We start from the raw sequence: 18,263 nt of genomic DNA, 5'->3' as shown, positions 1-18,263 counted from the left end.
AATCGGTCAGTCGACTCGCGGTGTGATGGTGACGAAGCTGCCGTTCACCAGGGCTCGTATCCTGATCGGACCGGCCGCGTCATGCCTGGCGGGAAAGCGCCACAAGCGCTCGCGACCGGCCAGCGCATATCCCAACAGGCCGTCCACCTTCGCCAGCGGCGTGTCACCGCTCGACAGCAACTGCAGCGACGCCACCTGCGCATAGCGGCTGCCGCTGTTGCCCAATCGAAGCACCCATTCCTTGCCCTGCCGGGCCAGGTGCCAGGCCAGTTCAGGCGTCGGCTCCGGCGTGGCGCCCGCGACGAACACCGGCACGGAATAGCGCATGCGCAGCACCACGCCATTGACGCGCGATGTCGCGGGGTCGGGGATTTCGTCGATCACCAGCCGGTAGCTTTGCTCCATCGGAGCCAGTTCCTTGCTCACGCGCACCAGGCGCACCAGTTGCTCGCCGTTGGGCGGCACCTGGATGATCGGCGGACTGGCCTGGATCTCTTGCGTGGGAGTCAACACGTCATCGCCCTGCGCCTGGTCCCAGGCATACACGCGTACCTGGCCGTAGATCGGGGTTGCGCCCGGGTTGCGCAGCAGGATGCCGGTGGCGCCCTGCTGCGGCGCCAGATCCACCAGCACCGGCGAAATCTGCAGGGTGGCGGCCTGGACGGGCACTGCCGCCAGGCTGATCCAGCCGGCCCATATCGCCACGGCCAGCCCGCGCAGGACGCGGGCCACTAGAAGTACACCGTCGCGGTGACAGTGGACGAATACGTGTCGGGCGCGGGCGTGGTCTGCGCCGGCACGGTGCCGTTCACGGTCAGCGCTTGCGACGAGCCGTTGCCGGTGCCGCCGACACGATCGGCGGTGCCGGTGTCGCCCCAGACCACCGTCTGGTTGGGCGCGGGCTGGTACAACTGGTAGGACACCACGGACGTCGTGTTGCCGGTAGTGGTGCCCTGCATGTAGCGCGTGGCGAAGGTGGAGCCGGTGCCGGTGCCTGCGCTCAGGCCCACCGTGTAGGGCGTGGTGTTGGTGCAGGTCACGTTGACCGTGGTGGTGTTGTTCAGCGCGGTATTGAGCACGCCGTGGCTGCCGAAACTGAGATTATTCGCGCCGATGGTGCAGTTCGCGGTGATGGTCAGCGTCACCGCCATGTTGGCCGTGGTCTGGGCCCGCGCCGCTTCGGGCCAGGCCGCGACCGTCGCCAGGGTGAAAGTCAGAGTCGTCGCGCACAAGGACAAGCGTTTCATGAATCACTCCCACGAAATACCGCTGCACTGTCAGACCTGCGTGAAGAATAATGGTACGGCCAATAAACCGGTTTCGCACAATTTGTTTAATTCAACGTCCCCGATACTTACCACTTCTCACCAACCGGATTAAAAAATCGGGGAAAAGAAATTGAATTGCCCCTATGAAAACACGATTGGATCGATGCCGGATAAATTGTTGTAATTCAGCACACTAGAGAATTTCAATTAGTAACCACCATTCAAATACAGGAGGATTTCCCGGACCGGAAATTACACACGGAAGATTATCTGGCCGCATGCGAAAGTCACTGCCCGGTCGCATTATCCGGACGCGGCCAGATAATCGGCCGTCAGCGCTGCCGAGGCGCGCCGGCGCCTGACGAAGCGTTGAATCGACATGTCGCACTAGAATCGACGCTTCCCCACAGCCGGCGCCCCCCCCTTGCCCCGACGCCAGGCCACGGCATCCCATGTTCTCCTTCTCACGCAACACCATCCACCCCGCAGGCCAGGGCCTGCCGGCCTCCGAACGCCTGGGCGCCTTGCTGGCCGTGATGCTGGCGGTCTGCATGGCCAGCCTGGACACCGCCATCGCCAACACCGCGCTGCCCACCATCGCGCGCGACCTGCGGGCCAGCGACGCGGGCTCGATCTGGGTCATCAGCGGCTACCAGCTGGCGATGGTCGCCGGCCTGCTGCCGGCAGCCGCGCTCGGCGAGATCCTCGGGCACCGCCGCGTCTACATGGTCGGCATCGTGGTGTTCACGCTGGCGTCGCTGGCCTGTGGACTGGCGCCCACCCTGCCTGTGCTGGTGGCCGCGCGCATCCTGCAGGGGCTGGGCGCGGCCGGCGTCATGAGCGTGAACGCGGCGCTGCTGCGCTTCATCTATCCCGCGCCGGTGCTGGGACGGGGCATGGGCCTGAACGCCATGGTGGTGGGACTGTCCTTCGCGGCCGGCCCGACGGCGGCCTCCACCATCCTGCTGCTGGGATCATGGCATTGGCTGTTCCTGGTCAACGTGCCTATCGGCCTGCTGGCCATGGCGCTGGGCCTGCGCGGCCTGCCCCCCACGACGCGCGCGCCGCACGGTTTCGACGGGCTGGCCGCCGCGCTGTGCGCGTTGACGCTGGGACTGTTCGTGCTGGGGTCGAACGAACTGGCGCACAGCGCGCCGTGGCAGCGCGTCACGCTGGAATGGGGCCTGGCGGCCGCCAGCCTGTGGCTGCTGATGCGGCGCCAGGCCGGCCATCCCGCGCCCATCCTGGCGGTGGACCTATTGCGCCGGCCGCTGTTCGCGCTGTCGGCGGCCACCGCCGTATGCGCGTTCGCGGCGCAGGCGCTGGCCTTCGTGTCGCTGCCATTCCTGTTCCAGACCGTGCTCGGCTACACGCAGGTGCACACAGGCTTTCTCATCACGCCCTGGCCGGTCGTGGTGGCCTTCATGGCGCCCATCGCCGGCCGCCTGTCGGACCGCTATCCGGCCGGCATGCTGGGCGGCGTCGGCCTGGCGTTGCTGGCCCTGGGCATGGCATCGCTGGCCTTGCTGCCGGCCGCGCCATCCGCATGGGACATCTCGTGGCGCATGGCATTGTGCGGCGCCGGCTTCGGTTTTTTCCAGTCGCCCAACCTGCGCGCCATCATGACCTCGGCGCCGCCATCGCGCGCGGGCGGCGCCAGCGGCATGATCGGAACGGTGCGCCTGCTGGGGCAGGCCAGCGGCGCCGCGCTGGTGGCCGCCTGCTTCAATGTCTCGAGCACCCATGGCGCGGTGATGGCGCTGTGGCTGGGCGGCCTGTGCGCCGCGCTGGCCAGCCTGGCCAGCTTCGCGCGGCTGCGTTTCGGCGCGGTCGAGTCCGCCGATGCGCCGGCGGCGCGTTGAAATCGCCGTTTTATTGCGGTTAATGTCGTTATATATCTGTGATCGCCAGACACATACGTAAGATGTGCAACACGCGCTAAATATTCGTTCAGGGCGGGCCGTTGTCCGGGTGTAGTCCCGTACCTCCCTGAATGACGCGTATGACACAGTTCCTGAAAGACATCACCATCCGCCGCATGATCCTGTGCACGCTGCTCACGATCAGTGTCCTGCTAGCCGGCCAGTCGGCCATCAGCGTAAAAGGGTTGCAAAGCTCCGGTGAAGCGCTCGCCGCCAGCTATGAACTCCTGAACGAAGTCTCATCCCTCTCCCGCGTCAACGACCAGATCATGCGCGCCCGCCTGCGGTTGGCGCGCCAGATGGAATACGTCCGCGACGGTCTGGCCGCCCCCGCCGCGGAAGAAGGCCGCGCGATCGACGCCGCGTTGGAGGCCGCCCGCAAGAATCAGGCCGCTTTCCTCGAATCGGCCAAGGACAGCGCGCCCGCCTCGATACTCGAACCGCTGCAGGGCGGCTTCAACGCCCTGGTCAACGATGGCATCGCGATCCAGCGCGGCTTCCTGGCGGCCGAGGACCTCGAAAAGGCCCGCGCGCACGCCGCCGGCCCGGTCATCGCCGCCAGCCGCGCCTTCGGCAAGGCCATCGAAAACTACGAAGCCTATGCGCAGGAACGCCAGGACGCCCTGCGCAACAGCGCGCAGCGGGAACGCCAGCAGGCCTACACGGGCATTGGCGTGCTGCTCGGCGTCTGCCTGCTGTTGCTGGTTCTGGGCGACCGCTACGTGGTGCGCTTCGTGCGCCAGCCGCTGGACCAGGTCAAGCGCCACTTCCAGCACATCGCCGCCGGCGACCTGACCGCGCCCATCGCGCCCTATGGCAGGAACTGCGTCGGCCAGCTGATTCCCTATCTGCAGGAAATGCAGGCCAGCCTGGTGCGCACGGTGCACGCGGTGCGCGACGGCGTGGCCGAGATCAACACCGGCTCCAGTGAAATCGCCGCTGGCAACCAGGACCTTTCCAGCCGCACCGAACAGCAGGCCGCCTCCCTCGAAGAGACCGCCGCCAGCATGGAGGAACTGCTGTCCACCGTCACCAGCAACGCCGACAACGCGCGCCAGGCCAACGCCATGGCCGCCGAGGCCTCGGAAGTGGCTCGTCGCGGCGGCGCGGCGGTGCAGAGCGCGGTCGCCACAATGCGCGAGATCGCCCAGGACTCGGGACGTATCGAGGATATCGTCGGCGTCATCGACGGAATCGCGTTCCAGACCAACATACTGGCGCTGAATGCCGCGGTCGAAGCCGCCCGCGCCGGCGAGCAGGGCAAGGGCTTCGCCGTGGTTGCCGGCGAAGTGCGTTCGCTGGCACAGCGCAGCGCCAGCGCCGCCAAGGAAATCAAACAGCTGCTCGGCGCGTCCGGCGCAACCGTGCAGGCCGGCGCGGCGCAGGTGGAAACCGCCGGCCGGACCATGCAAGAGATCCAGCTCGCCATCGAGCGCCTGACCGTGCTGGTGGGCGACATCGCCGCCGCCTCGCGTGAACAGGTCACCGGCATCGGGCAGGTCAATACCGCGGTCACGCAGATGGACCACGTCACGCAGCAGAACGCGGCGCTGGTCGAACAGGCCGCCGCCGCGGCCGCCTCGCTGGAATCACAGGCCCAGCGCCTGCAGCACTCGGTCAGCACCTTCCGCCTGCCCGCCGGCCAGCAGGACCCGGCGCCGCTGGCGTTGCCGGTGCGCGACACGCTGGCCCTGCCGGCCTGACCGGCCGCGGGCCGTTGATCTCCGGCGACCGCGCGGCCGCGCTATTGCAGCGTGGCCGCGTGGACGTCGACGCCGTGGCGGATGACCCGCTTGGGCAGGTCGCCGCCAATCCAATAGGCCAATTCGGCCGGATGAGCAACGTCCCAGGCGACGAAATCCGCCATCATGCCGGCGGCCAGCACGCCGTGCGTCGCCTGCAGGCCCAGGGCGCGGGCCGCATGCACGGTGGCGCCGGCCAGCGCCTCCTGCGGCGTCAGGCGGAACAATGTGCAGGCCATGCTCAGCATCAGCCGCAACGACAGCGCCGGCGAGGTGCCGGGGTTGAGATCGCTGGAAATCGCGATCGGCACCCCGTGGCGGCGCAACAGTTCGACCGGCGGCAATTGCGTTTCGCGCAGCGCGTAGAACGCGCCGGGCAGCAGCACCGCCACCGTGCCGGCTGCCGCCATGGCGCGCGCGTCCGCCTCGGTCAGGTATTCCAGGTGATCGGCCGACAGCGCGCCGTAGCGCGCGGCCAGGCTGGCGCCATGCAGCGACGACAACTGTTCTGCGTGCAGCTTCACCGGCAGGCCCAGCTGGACCGCGGCCTGGAATACGCGTTCGACTTGCGCGGGCGAGAATGCCAAGTGTTCGCAGAACGCATCGACCGCGTCCACCAACCCCTCGGCCGCCAGCAGCGGCAGCATGCGGCGCGCGACCTCGTCGATGTAGTCGTCGGCGCGTCCGGCGAACTCCGGCGGCAGGGCATGCGCGGCCAGGCAGGTGGCGCGCACGGTCAACGGCAGCGTCTGTCCCAGGTGCCGCGCCACGCGCAGCATCTTGCGCTCGTTGGGCAGATCCAGGCCATAGCCCGACTTGATCTCCAGCGTGGTCACGCCATCGCGCAGCAGATGCAGCGCGCGGCGCCGCGCGCTGGCGTACAACTGCTGCTCCGAAGCGGCGCGGGTCGCCCGCACGGTGCTGGCGATGCCGCCGCCCTGGGCCGCGATCACGGCGTAGTCCACGCCCTGCAGGCGCTGCTCGAATTCCTGGCTGCGGTCGCCGCCGAACACCAGGTGGGTATGGCAATCGATCAGGCCGGGCGTCACCCAGGCGCCAGCCAGGTCGTGCACGGGCGCGTCCCCGTCCGGCGGCAGCGCCGCCTCGGGACCGATCCATTCGATACGATCGCCGCGGGTCACCAGCGCGGCCCGTTCGATCGTCGCGTATTCCCCGCCCGCCATGGTCGCGGCGTGGCAATTGCGCCAGACCTGTTTCATCGCGTCACTCCCGTCATCGACATGGTCAAAGGCTGGGCAACAGGCCCGGCGGCATCAGCGCGTTCAGGTGGCGGTCCGCGATCAATCGGCTGGCCGCCTCGATGTCGGGCGCGAAGAAGCGGTCCTTCTCGTAGTGCGCCACCTTCCCGCGCAGCAGGCCGCGCGCGCGTTCCAGCTTGGGCGATGTCTTCAAGCCGGCGCGGAAATCCAGGCCCTGGCACGCGCCCAGCCATTCGATCGCCAGGATGTCGCGCACATTGTCGGCCATCGGCCAGAGCCGCTTGCCGGCGTTGGGCGCCATCGATACGTGGTCTTCCTGGTTGGCCGAGGTCGGCAGGCTGTCGACGCTGGCCGGATGGGCCAGGGCCTTGTTGTCGCTGGCCAGCGCGGCCGCGGTGACCTGCGCGATCATGAAGCCCGAGTTGACGCCGCCATTGCTCACCAGGAATGGCGGCAACTGCGACATGTGCTTGTCCATCATCAGCGAAATGCGGCGCTCGGACAGCGCCCCGATCTCGGCCAGCGCCAGGGCCAGGTTGTCGGCCACCAGCGCCACGGGCTCGGCATGGAAATTTCCGCCCGACAGCACGTCGCCCTGTTCGGCGAACACCAGGGGGTTGTCGGAGACGGCGTTGGCCTCGATCTGCAACACCTGCGCCACATGGCGGACCTGCGTCAGGCAGGCGCCCATCACCTGCGGTTGGCAACGCAGCGAATAGGGGTCCTGGACCTTGCCGCAATCGACGTGCGAATGGCCGACTTCGCTGTCTTCGGTCAGCAGGTCGCGGTATACCGCGGCCACGTCGATCTGGCCGGGCTGGCCGCGCGCTTCGTGGATGCGGGCGTCGAAGGGAACGCGCGAGCCGAGCATGGCCTCGACGCTGAGGCTGCCGCATACCAGGCCGGCCGCCAACAGGTCTTCGGCTTCGAACAGGCCGCGCAGCGCGTAGGCGGTCGACACCTGGGTGCCGTTCAGCAGCGCCAGGCCTTCCTTGGCCGCCAGCGTCAGGGGTTCCAGGCCGGCGCGCGCCAGCGCCGCCTTCGCGGGCAGCCATTCGCCGTCACAGCGCGCCCGGCTTTCGCCCAGCAACAACAGCGACATGTGCGCCAGCGGCGCCAGGTCGCCCGACGCCCCCACCGACCCCTTGAGCGGAATGTGCGGATAGACGCCCGCGTTGACCAGCGCGATCAGGCTGTCGATGACCCGGCGCCGGATGCCGGAACGGCCACGCGCCAGGCTGTTTATCTTGAGCACCATGATCAACCGCACCATGTCGTCACCCAGCGGCTCGCCCACGCCCGCCGCGTGCGACAGCACCAGCGAGCTTTGCAGCGCCTCCAGATCATCGCGCGCGATCCGGGTGGAGGCCAGCAGGCCAAAGCCGGTGTTGATGCCATAGGCGGTGCGACCGTCGGCGACGATGCGCTCGACGCAGGCGACGCTGGCGTCGATCGGCCCGTAGGCGGCCGGGTCCAGCGTCACGCGGCCCGGATGCTGGTAAACCTGGCGCAGTTGCGCCAGCGTCAGGTGGCCGGGTTTGAGGTGCAGATCCATGTTGTTGTTCTCCAGGACGGGATGCGGTGTCAGGCGATGTCGGCGCCACGCCGCGCCGGGGCCGGACAGGGCGCGGGCCGGGGATCGCGGCGGGCGAAAACGTAATAGAGCAGCCCGGGCACGATCAGGCCGATGATCCACGAGATATCGACGCCGCCCAGGCGCGCGACCAGCGGACCCGTATAGAGCTTGGTCGAGATGAACGGCATCTGCACCACCACGCCGAACACATACACCAGGATGCCGGGCCAGTTCCAGCGGCCGTAGCGGCCATCGGGATCGGACAGCGCCGCCACATCGTAGCGCTCGCGGTTGATGAAGTAATAGTCGACCAGGTTCACGGCGCTCCAGGGCGTGAAGAACGCCAGCAGGAACAGGATGAACGACTTGAAGGCATTCAGGAACGAATGCTGGCCCAGCCAGGCGACCAGCGTGGCCGCGCCCACGATCAACAGCACGAACACCAGCCGCTGGCGCCGCGAGATATCCACATGGCCGCGAAAGCCGCTGATGATGGTGGCGATGCACATGAAGCTGCCGTACGAGTTCAGCGTCGAGATGGTGACCTTGCCGAACGCGATGCTGAAGTACAGCGCCGCCGCGGTGGCGCCGGCGCCGCCCAGGCCGACGATGTAGGCCACCTCGCGGCCGGCGAACTGGCCCGCCGCCATGGCCGCCGCCAGCACCCCCAGCGTCATCGCGATCTGCGCGCCCAGCACGGAACCCAGGCCGACCGCCAGGAAGGTCCCGAACGAAGAGGTCCGGCTGGGCAGGTAGCGCGAGTAGTCCGCCACATACGGGCCATAGGCGATCTGCCAGGACGCCGCCAGCGACACCGCGAGCAGGAACGAGGCCCAGCTGAAATGACGGATCTGCAGCAATTGCCCCACGTCGCCCAGCGCGATCACGCGGCTGAACAGGTAGACGAAGGCGATCAGGCCCAGCACGCTGGCCACGCGGCCGATGATGTGGATCATGCGGTAGCCGAACACCGTCACCAGCACGATGACCGCCGCGAATATCAGAATGCCGGCGCTGTCGCTCACCCCCAGCAACTGGCCGATGGCCTGCCCCGAGAGCACCGTGCCGGTGGCGGTGAAGCCCAGGTACATCAGGCACACCAGCACGATCGGGATGGCGGCGCCATAGACCCCGAACTGCACCCGGCTCGAGATCATCTGCGGCAGGCCCAGTTTGGGGCCCTGCGCCGCGTGCAGCGCCATCACCGCGCCGCCGAACACCTGGCCGACGAACAGGCCGACCAGCGACCAGAATACGTCGCCGCCCAGCACCACCGCCAAGGCGCCCGTGACGATGGCGGTGATCTGCAGATTGGCGCCCAGCCACAGCGTGAACTGGCTGTAGAGCCGCCCGTGGCGCTCCGTTTCGGGGATGAAGTCGATCGAGCGCCGCTCGACCAGCGTTCCCTTTGGCACCGCGCTGTCCTGCTCCATGCATTGTCTCCTTGCGGACGCCGCCATGCGGCGCCCTGGTTCTTCTGGATGAGGCCGCCTGCCGGCGGCTCAGCGCGCGGCATCGACCATGGGCAGGTCCAGCCCTTGCTCGCGGGCGCAGTCGATGGCGATGTCGTAGCCGGCGTCGGCATGGCGCATCACGCCGGTGCCCGGGTCGTTGGTCAGCACCCGCGCGATGCGCTCGGCCGCCGCGTCGGTGCCGTCGCACACGATCACCATGCCCGCGTGCTGCGAGAAGCCCATGCCCACGCCGCCGCCGTGGTGCAGCGACACCCAGGTGGCGCCGCCGGCGGTATTCAAGAGCGCATTGAGCAATGGCCAGTCGGACACCGCATCGGAACCGTCGCGCATGGCCTCCGTCTCGCGGTTGGGGCTGGCCACCGAGCCGGAATCCAGGTGATCGCGGCCGATCACCACGGGCGCCGACAGTTCGCCGCTGCGCACCATCTCGTTGAACGCCAGCCCGAGGCGGGCGCGCTGGCCCAGGCCAACCCAGCAGATCCGCGCCGGCAGGCCCTGGAAGCGGATGCGCTCGCGCGCCATGTCGAGCCAGCGATGCAGGTGCGCGTCGTCGGGAATCAGTTCCTTGACCTTGGCGTCGGTCTTGTAGATGTCCTGTGGATCGCCCGACAGCGCGGCCCAGCGGAACGGGCCCACGCCGCGGCAGAACAGCGGGCGGATGTAGGCCGGCACGAACCCCGGAAAATCGAAGGCATTGGCCACGCCCTCGTCCTTGGCCATCTGGCGGATGTTGTTGCCGTAGTCGAAGGTCGGGATACCCTGCTTCTGGAACGCGAGCATGGCCTTGACGTGCACGGCCATGGACTGCTTGGCGGCCTTCACCACCGCGGCCGGTTCGCTGCGGGCGCGCTCGCGGTACTCGGCCCAGGTCCAGCCGGCGGGCAGATAGCCATTGAGCGGGTCATGGGCGCTGGTCTGGTCGGTGACCATGTCCGGACGCACCCCGCGGCGCACCAGCTCGGGCAGCACTTCGGCGGCGTTGCCGCACAGCGCGATCGATACCGCGCGGCCTTCCCTGGTGTAGCGGGCGATGCGCGCCAGGGCGTCATCCAGGTCGGTGGCCTGCTCGTCCACATAGCGGGTGCGCAGGCGAAAGTCGATGCTGGCCTGCTGGCACTCGATGTTCAGCGAGCAGGCGCCGGCCAGCGTCGCGGCCAGCGGTTGCGCGCCGCCCATGCCGCCCAGGCCGGCGGTGAGCACCCAGCGGCCGCCGAGATCGCCGCCGTAGTGCTGGCGGCCGGCCTCGACGAAGGTCTCGTAGGTGCCCTGCACGATGCCCTGGCTGCCGATGTAGATCCAGCTGCCGGCGGTCATCTGGCCATACATGGCCAGGCCCTTGGCGTCGAGTTCGTTGAAGTGTTCCCACGTGGCCCAGTGCGGCACCAGGTTGGAGTTGGCGATCAGCACGCGCGGCGCGTTGGCGTGGGTCTTGAACACGCCCACCGGCTTGCCCGACTGCACCAGCAGGGTTTCGTCCGCCTCCAGGCGCTTGAGCGTCTCGACGATACGGTCGTAGCAGTCCCAGTCGCGCGCGGCGCGGCCAATGCCGCCATACACCACCAATTCCTTCGGGTTCTCGGCCACCTCCGGGTCGAGATTGTTCATCAGCATGCGCAGCGGCGCCTCGGTCAGCCAGCTCTTGGCCGTCAGCTGGTTGCCGCGCGGGGCGCGGATCTCGACATCGCGGTATCGGTTCGATTTTTCCAAGGCAGTCTCCATGATCCGGGGCCTGGCGCGTCGTGCATTGACGCGCGACCTGTTGCCGGAATCATAGGATGCCTATGCTTGTATATACAAGCTTGTAAGACCGTTTCACCGATCAGGGATTTCCCGCATTCCCGGCCGAAACCGGGCCGCAGCGTTCAGCCCCGGCGCGGCTGCAGTTCGATCAGGCAGGCGTCCAGCGCGCCGGGGGCTTCCAGCCGGAATTCGGCCAGGCCGTCGCGCTGCGCATCGAGCGCGGTACGCTCGATGTGCAGGCAGTCATAGCGCGCCGGCGCTGGCAGCGGCTGGCCGTCGCGCCACACCGTCAGCGGCCCGCCCGCGTTCAGCAGCAGCACGGTGCTGGCCGCGCTGTGGAAACGCCAGTGCCGCGCGGCGCCGATCCATTGCAGGCGGGCGCGGTAATGGCGCGGGGAGTAGATCAGGTTGAAATCGCGGATGGGGCCGTCCAGCAGCCGGCAATCGACGGCGGCATCGCCGGAAAAGGCGTAGGCCTCGCGCGGCCGCAGCGGCGGCTGCGCGCGGCCGTCGACGGTCAGCGCGATGCCGGCGCCTTCCAGCACCGTGATGATGCGCTGCAGGCCGCTGAACAGCGAAAAGCCGCCGTCCTGCGCCACGTCGGCGATAGACAGGCGCCATTCGAACGCGCTCGTGCTGCCGCCATCGTTGCAGGCCACTTCCTGGGTGGTGCCGCCGCCATTGCGCCAGGGCATGCGGGGATAGTCTTGTGCCCGGTACAGGCGCACGTCATGCGAAATCATGTGGTGAATTTTCCTTCGAGGCGGTGGCGCGATCCGGGATGGATCAGGCGCGCCAGCGTGACCGCGCGCTCGCCCGACCAGGTGCGGCGGCGGATCAGCAGGCAGGGTTCGCTACGGTCGATCTGCAGCAGCTGGCACTCGCGCGGCTTGGCGACGATGGCTTCCACCACGTGCTCGCCCTCGGTCAACGGCGCCACCCGCGTCAGATATTCATAGGGGGTGTGCTGGGTGAAGTCCTGCTTGAGATAGTCGGGCGCCAGCCGCACGTTGACGTAACGGTCTTCGAGCTGGATCGGCACATCGTCTTCGAAGTGCACGATGAGCGAATGGAACACCGGCTGGCCTTCGCGGATGTCGAGCGCCGCCGCCTGCTCGCTGCCCGCCGGCTCCTCGACCAGGCGCACCACGCGGCTGTGGTGCCGATGGCCGCGCGCCGTGATCTCGTCGGCGATGTTGTTGACGGAGAACAGCGCCGACCGGGCCTTGGGCTGGGCCACGAACGTGCCCACGCCCTGCATCCGCACCAGCAGGCCTTCGGCCGTCAGCTCGCGCAACGCCCGGTTGACCGTCATGCGGGAATAACCCAGTTCCTGCACCAGCTCGCTTTCCGACGGCACGCGGTAATGCGCCGGCCACGCGCCGGTACGGATCTGCTGCGCGATCATCTGCTTGAGCTGCGCATAAAGTGGCGCCGGCAGGGCGCTGGCCTGGGGCGGCAAGCGAGGCGGGTGAGAGGCCACGTGTAATCCTGTGTCGTGCCGTTGGACGAATGGCGATTATAGGGCCCTAGACATGTACAGACAGGCGGCCCGCGCTGGACGTCCTGGCGATGTCCGCGTATACTCCCCCCCTGTATATACCGGAGCCCGCCGTGCCCCATTCCCCCGCAGAGAAAAAGCGCGTCACCACGCGCCTGCGCCGCATCCAGGGCCAGGCGCTGGCGCTGGAGCGCGCCGTCAACGAAGGCACGGAATGCGGCGCGCTGCTGCAACAGCTGGCCGCCCTGCGCGGCGCGGCCACGGGACTGATGGCCGAAGTGCTCGAAAGCCATCTGCGCGAAACCTTCCTGCAATCCGCCCAGGGCGGACGATCCGGCGCCACGCTCGAACCCGAAGCGGAAATCGACCAGGTCATGCGCATCGTCCGCTCTTACCTCAAATAACCCCATCCGACCTTCTGGAGCCTCCCATGAAATCACGCGCCGCCGTCGCATTCGGCCCTGGCAAGCCGCTGGAAATCGTTGAAATCGACGTCGCGCCGCCCCAACGCGGCGAAGTGCTGGTGCAGATCACCCACACGGGCGTCTGTCACACCGACGCCTTCACCCTGAGCGGCGACGACCCCGAAGGCCTGTTCCCCGCCGTGCTGGGCCATGAAGGCGCCGGCGTGGTGGTCGAGGTCGGCGAAGGCGTGACCTCGCTCAAGCCGGGCGATCACGTCATTCCGCTCTACACGGCCGAATGCCGTGAGTGCAAGTTCTGCCTGTCGGGCAAGACCAACCTGTGCCAGAAAGTGCGCGCCACCCAGGGCAAGGGCGTGATGCCCGACGGCACCTCGCGCTTCAGCTACGAGGGCAAGCCGCTCTACCACTACATGGGCTGCTCGACCTTCAGCGAATACACCGTGGTCAACGAGATCTCGCTGGCCAAGATCAACCCGGCCGCGCCGCACGAGAAGGTCTGCCTGCTGGGCTGCGGCGTCACCACCGGCCTGGGCGCGGTGCACAACACCGCCAAGGTCAAGGAAGGCGACACCGTGGCCGTGTTCGGCCTGGGCGGCATCGGCCTGGCGGTGATCCAGGGCGCGGTGCAGGCCAAGGCCGGCCGCATCATCGCGGTCGACACCAACCCCAACAAGTTCGTGCTGGCCAGCGCCATGGGCGCCACCGACTGCATCAACCCCAAGGACCACGACAAGCCGATCCAGGAGGTCATCGTCGAACTCACCGACGGCGGCGTGGACTTCTCGTTCGAGTGCATCGGCAACGTGCACGTGATGCGCGCCGCGCTCGAATGCTGCCACAAGGGCTGGGGCGAGAGCATCATCATCGGCGTGGCCGGCGCCGGCCAGGAAATCAGCACGCGCCCCTTCCAGCTGGTCACCGGCCGCGTCTGGCGCGGTTCGGCCTTCGGCGGCGTCAAGGGCCGCACCCAGCTGCCCGGCATGGTCGAGGACGCGATGAGCGGCAAGATCGACCTGGACCCGTTCGTCACGCACACGCTGCCGCTGGACCGCATCAACGAGGCCTTCGACCTGATGCATGAAGGCAAGTCGATCCGTACCGTGATCCACTACTGACGCGCCGACCGACGTCCCCGCGGGCCCGGCGTTTGCGCGCCGGGCCCGCTTCTTTTGCATGACAGATCCGCGACAGCCGCCACGATCGATGTGACAGGCCTGTCATTCATCTTCACGTCATCTCGGCCCGCGACCATGCGCCCTCCGAAGACAGAGGGATGCTCGCGAATGATCACGTGGAAGAGGACGGCCGGCGCGGCCGCATTGAGCCTGGTGGCGCTGCTGGCCGGTTGCGGGGGCAGCGACGATGACGACACGCCGGCCAGCCCGGCGCCGAATCCCGCGCCGGTCGCCAGCCGGCCGATGGAACTGACGATCCTGCACATCAACGATCATCATTCCAACCTGGACAGCAAGAAAAAAGACCTGAAGCTGCTGAACGCCGCGGGTTCGCGCGTCACGGTCAATGCCGAGATCGGCGGCTTCCCGCGCGTGACGGCCGCCTTCCAGGCGCTGTCCGCGCAGGCGCCCAACGTGCTCAAGCTGCATGCCGGCGACGCCACCACCGGCACGCTCTACTTCAATCGCGCCGGCGAACCGGGCGAGGCCGACGCCGCCCTGATGAACACGGTCTGCTTCGATGCCATGACGCTGGGCAACCATGAGTTCGACAAGGGCGACAGCGGCCTGAAGCGCTTCGTCGAACTGCTGCACGCCGGCACATGCCAGACGCCGGTGCTCAGCGCCAACGTCACCTTCGGCGCCAACTCGGCCTTGAATCCGTCGCGCGCGCCCGGCATGGTCAAGCCATCCATCGTGCTGCAACGCGACGGCCAGCCCATCGGCCTGGTCGGCCTGACCATCGCCAACAAGACGCAGCAGTCGTCCAGCCCCGACCCCGGCACGTTGTTCTCCGACGAAACCGCCGCCGCGCAGCAGCAGATCGACGCCCTGCGCGCGCAAGGCGTCAACAAGATCGTGGTGATGAGCCACATCGGCTATGACTACGACAAGCGGATCATTCCCAACCTGAGCGGCGTGGATGTGGTGGTCGGCGGCGACTCGCACACCCTGCTGGGCCCGGCCGCGCTGTCCACCTATGGCGTCGGCTCGCCCGCCGGCGCGTACCCCACCGAACTGCGCAACAAGGACGGCAAGCTCGTCTGCCTGGTGCAGGCCTGGGAATACTCACAGGTGGTCGGCGAACTGAAGGTGAGCTTCGACGCGAATGGCGATGTGACCGCCTGCGCCGGCACGCCCCACGTGCTGATGGGCGACACCTTCAAGATCGGCGGGGCCGCGCCCGCCTCGGCCGACCAGGCCGCCATCGTGGCCGACGCGGCCGCCAGCGGCTTCCTGCGCGTGCAGGCCCCGGACGCGCAGGCCACGGCCGTGCTGCAACCCTTCAAGGCCAAGGTCGACGCGTTCAGCGCCAGCCTGGTGGCGACGGTGCCGCAGGAGCTGTGCTCGCGGCGCGTCCCCGGCGGCCCCGGCTCGCGCGACTACGGCCGCTCCAGCGTCGCCTGCAACACGCTCGGCAACGTCAGCCTGCACGGTGGCGACATCCAGCAACTCGTCGCGCAGGCCTACCTGGAAGTGGCCAATGCCAACTATGGCGGCGCCGATATCTCGCTGCAAAGCGGCGGCGGGGTGCGCGTGCCGCTGCTGGGCAACGTGACCGCGGCCAACGTGATCGAGGTGGTTCCGTTCGGCAACATGCTGTGGCGCCTGGATGTCACCGGCGCCGAGGTCAAGAGCATGCTGGAAGACGGGATGCAGGCGGTCTACGGCCCCGGCGGCTCCACCGGCCCCTACCCGTACGCGGGCGGCCTGCGCTGGGATGTGAATGCGGCCCTGGCCCAGGGCAGCCGCGTGTCGAACATCGAGGTGCGCGACAACGCCAGCGGCAACTGGCTGCCGCTGGACCTGAACCGCACCTACAAGCTGTTCGTCCTGAGCTTCAACGCCACCGGCGGCGACGGCTACAAGACTCTCGCCAACGTGCCGGCGGCGCGGCGCCAGGACATCGGCGTGCTGGATGCCGACGTGCTGCAGGCCTACATCGACAGGCAGGCCAAGGACCCCGTGTCCGGCCTGCCGGTGCTGAACCTGCTGCCGATCGACCTCTACAGCACCAAGACCTACAGCGAATGAGCCTGCGGACCTGGCCCCCTCCAAGCGGGGGCCAGGTCCTGGCGCGGCAGCGCGGCGCGCCCGCTTTCTGCGTAGACCTGCTCGGTGCCGCGCACGAAGGTCTCCAGCGAGAAATCCCTGACCGCCTTGCGCCGCGCCGCCGCCGCCATCCAGTCCAGCAGAATCCGGTTTTCCAGGACATCGGCCAGTATCTCCGCCACGCGCGCCACCGCGCCGGCCGGAACGATCCAGCCGCTGCTGCCGTTGACGACATTCTCGGCCAGCCCGCCCGTGTCGCTGACGATGACGGGCTTGCCGGCCGCCATCATTTCGCGGCAGGCAAACGAGATCGTCTCCAGACTGGATGACAGCACGAAGCCCAGGTCCGTCGCCGCCAGCAGCGGCCGCACGTCCTGCAGCAAACCCGTGAAGACCACCGCGTCGCGCATGCCCATCTCGTCGACCCGCTGCAGGTCGGCCGCGCTGGGCGGCTGGCCGGCAATCAGGACGGCGATCTGGCGCCGCTGCGCCTCGGGCAGCATTGCCACGGCCGCGACCATATCCAGCCAATTCTTGTAGGCCGCGGTGCCCGCCTGGCTTCCCACCACCAGCCGGCCCCTCAGCGCCGCCGGCAACAACTGCTCGCGCGCCAGGGCCGCCTCATGCGGCGACGCGGGACGAAAGCGCCGGGTATCCACGCCGTTGCGCACCAGCCGCAGGTCCGCCGGCCGGAACGCCGAACGACGCATGCCGTCGAAGGTATGCTGGCTGACGCAGATGACCCGGTCGGTCGCCAGCCCGGCCCGCAGCCGCGTGCCAAGACTGCGCGGATGGCGGCCGTTGTGCTGGGTATAGACCATGAACGGACGCAACGGCCCCATGCCCATCGACGCCAGCATGCACAGACGGTGGTCCGCCGAACCATTGACGTGGACCACGTCGAATGCCTCGGCCCGCAGCAGCGCGCGCAACTGCCGCAGCGCGCGCCATTGCCGGGCGGGCGCGCCCTTGAACTGCAGCGCGATCGCGCGCACGCCGGGCAGGGCGCCGGCTTCATCCAGCAGGCGGCTGCCGCATGGCGCGGCAATGGTGATGTCGGCCTTTCCGCTGAGCATGCGCGCCAGCGAAATGACGTAGGTCGTATGGCCGCCGCCGTCGCCCTGGTGGAAATTGGTATAGAGGATCTTCATCAATCGGATTCCGCAAACGTTCCCGTGGCCGTCCCGGGTGGCAGCAGGCAGCGCCAGTGCCGCTTCTCGAATACGTCCGGCCCCAGGCGGCTGGCCTCGGACAGGTTGTAGACCTTGACGCCGCGCGCCGCGAGCAGGGCGGCCGCGCGGCGAAATGCCGGCTCGATGTGCCCGTCGAATTGCCGGTCCAGCGCCGTCGCCAGCGCCGCGCCGCCATGCTCATAGAAGCGCGGCCCCGCCGCGCTCGTCAGGTCCAGGCCATGCAGATACACCGTGGGCGCGCCCAGCCAGGCAAGCAGCTGCAGCGCGGTGTACGCCACCGTGCCTCCGCCGAACAGCCCGCGAGGCGGGTCGAGGCTGAAGCCGTGCGCATGTTCCGGATGGTGGGCATCGAACAGCACCAACCCGGCATCGCCTTCCAGTTCACGCGCCAGCGCATCCGGGTCGGCGCGCGGTTGTTGGGCCCGCTGGTGCACCTCCTCGAACAGCGCGATGGAACACCGTATCCGCCGCGCATCGAACAGGAACGCGATCCAGCGATAGACCTCGGGGGTGACGAACAACAGCAGGTCCTGCGACAGCACCTGCGCCACCAGGTCGCGGCGGCGGCGCACGAATCCCGCATCCAGCATGGCGTAGTAGTCGAAGCGCAAGCCGGGGTGCCTCTGGCGCAGCGCAATCGAGCCATTCACGCCCATCACCGTCTCCAGCACGCATTGGTCGTAGTCGATGCGGGCCACCGACGGGCCGCTGAGGATCAGGTGCGCCGCGGCCGTGATGCGCCGCGCCACCATGGCCAGCGGCAACAGGCCCGGACCTGTCGCGCCCCGCAACGCGCAGCCCGACAGGCGGCCGGCCGGATCGCGTTGCACCCGCACAAAGGGCCACAGCACGGCGTTGTGGCGCTGGGCCGGTGGCCGCGTGTGGCGATAGAGCATCCGCAACCCCTTGGCCAGGGGCCGGCTCGACAACAGTCGCGATAGCAGTGGGCGCTTCATGGTCGGCGCGCGCCGTGA

15 protein-coding genes are annotated in these 18,263 nt (G+C 68.3%); 5 read left to right on the top strand and 10 right to left on the bottom strand.

From position 1 onward, the window contains the following. Positions 1-6: 6 nt before the first annotated feature. Both DK459_RS28865 and DK459_RS28860 read right to left on the bottom strand, forming a co-directional pair. On the bottom strand, positions 7-732 hold the full coding sequence (locus DK459_RS28865; protein ID WP_080981542.1) for a molecular chaperone: 726 nt from the start codon (positions 730-732) through the stop codon (positions 7-9). Next, complete coding sequence (locus DK459_RS28860) at positions 732-1,247, bottom strand: spore coat protein U domain-containing protein (protein ID WP_024067486.1); 516 nt, start codon at positions 1,245-1,247, stop codon at positions 732-734. The genes DK459_RS28865 and DK459_RS28860 overlap by 1 nt, the downstream gene beginning before the upstream one ends. A 473-nt stretch (positions 1,248-1,720) precedes the next feature. On the opposite strand from DK459_RS28860, the gene DK459_RS28855 reads away from it, so the two are divergent. Continuing rightward, positions 1,721-3,130 (top strand): MFS transporter, encoded by a 1,410-nt coding sequence (locus DK459_RS28855; protein WP_054446001.1) that lies wholly within the window; start codon positions 1,721-1,723, stop codon positions 3,128-3,130. 140 nt (positions 3,131-3,270) lie between these two features. Next, entirely contained in the window at positions 3,271-4,893 is a 1,623-nt protein-coding gene (locus tag DK459_RS28850; protein WP_020925532.1) for a methyl-accepting chemotaxis protein, read from the top strand. Positions 4,894-4,934: 41 nt separating this feature from the next. On the opposite strand, the gene hutI is transcribed toward DK459_RS28850, so the two are convergent. From hutI to hutC, 6 genes are all read right to left on the bottom strand, one after another. Then, positions 4,935-6,152, bottom strand: a complete 1,218-nt coding sequence (hutI, locus tag DK459_RS28845) for an imidazolonepropionase (protein ID WP_020925533.1) — start codon at positions 6,150-6,152, stop codon at positions 4,935-4,937. A 25-nt stretch (positions 6,153-6,177) separates the two neighbouring features. After that, positions 6,178-7,707 (bottom strand): histidine ammonia-lyase, encoded by a 1,530-nt coding sequence (hutH, locus tag DK459_RS28840; RefSeq protein WP_054498145.1) that lies wholly within the window; start codon positions 7,705-7,707, stop codon positions 6,178-6,180. 29 nt (positions 7,708-7,736) lie between these two features. Next, positions 7,737-9,161: a cytosine permease gene (locus DK459_RS28835; RefSeq protein WP_110135216.1), complete on the bottom strand. Its 1,425-nt coding sequence runs from the start codon at positions 9,159-9,161 to the stop codon at positions 7,737-7,739. Between the two features lie 69 nt (positions 9,162-9,230). After that, a complete protein-coding gene (hutU, locus tag DK459_RS28830) occupies positions 9,231-10,922 on the bottom strand; it encodes a urocanate hydratase (protein WP_006387267.1) in 1,692 nt (563 codons plus the stop codon). Positions 10,923-11,065: 143 nt separating this feature from the next. Then, complete coding sequence (locus DK459_RS28825; RefSeq protein ID WP_054441369.1) at positions 11,066-11,686, bottom strand: HutD family protein; 621 nt, start codon at positions 11,684-11,686, stop codon at positions 11,066-11,068. After that, positions 11,683-12,426, bottom strand: coding sequence for a histidine utilization repressor (gene hutC, locus DK459_RS28820; protein WP_172965872.1), 744 nt, complete (start codon positions 12,424-12,426; stop codon positions 11,683-11,685). The genes DK459_RS28825 and hutC overlap by 4 nt, the downstream gene beginning before the upstream one ends. Before the next feature lie 131 nt (positions 12,427-12,557). Here hutC and DK459_RS28815 point away from each other — a divergent pair, with 131 nt between their 5' ends. From DK459_RS28815 to DK459_RS28805, 3 genes are all read left to right on the top strand, one after another. Then, positions 12,558-12,848, top strand: coding sequence for a metal/formaldehyde-sensitive transcriptional repressor (locus DK459_RS28815; protein WP_006387264.1), 291 nt, complete (start codon positions 12,558-12,560; stop codon positions 12,846-12,848). Between the two features lie 26 nt (positions 12,849-12,874). Continuing rightward, positions 12,875-13,984: an S-(hydroxymethyl)glutathione dehydrogenase/class III alcohol dehydrogenase gene (locus DK459_RS28810; protein ID WP_006387263.1), complete on the top strand. Its 1,110-nt coding sequence runs from the start codon at positions 12,875-12,877 to the stop codon at positions 13,982-13,984. Between the two features lie 168 nt (positions 13,985-14,152). Continuing rightward, positions 14,153-16,078, top strand: a complete 1,926-nt coding sequence (locus DK459_RS28805; protein ID WP_110135215.1) for a bifunctional UDP-sugar hydrolase/5'-nucleotidase — start codon at positions 14,153-14,155, stop codon at positions 16,076-16,078. Here DK459_RS28805 and DK459_RS28800 read toward each other — a convergent pair. Both DK459_RS28800 and DK459_RS28795 read right to left on the bottom strand, forming a co-directional pair. Then, on the bottom strand, positions 16,066-17,247 hold the full coding sequence (locus DK459_RS28800) for a glycosyltransferase family 4 protein (protein ID WP_024067479.1): 1,182 nt from the start codon (positions 17,245-17,247) through the stop codon (positions 16,066-16,068). The genes DK459_RS28805 and DK459_RS28800 overlap by 13 nt on opposite strands. Beyond that, complete coding sequence (locus DK459_RS28795) at positions 17,247-18,245, bottom strand: putative lipopolysaccharide glycosyltransferase (RefSeq protein ID WP_024067478.1); 999 nt, start codon at positions 18,243-18,245, stop codon at positions 17,247-17,249. Before DK459_RS28795 ends, DK459_RS28800 begins: the two co-directional genes overlap by 1 nt. Between the last annotated feature and the right edge of the window lie 18 nt (positions 18,246-18,263).

Source organism: Achromobacter sp. RW408, from assembly GCF_003184165.1.
In the GTDB taxonomy this organism is placed as follows: Bacteria; Pseudomonadota; Gammaproteobacteria; order Burkholderiales; family Burkholderiaceae_B; genus Achromobacter; species Achromobacter xylosoxidans.
Note: the sequence above shows the minus strand (reverse complement) of the source record. Positions and strands in the feature narration are given on the sequence as shown.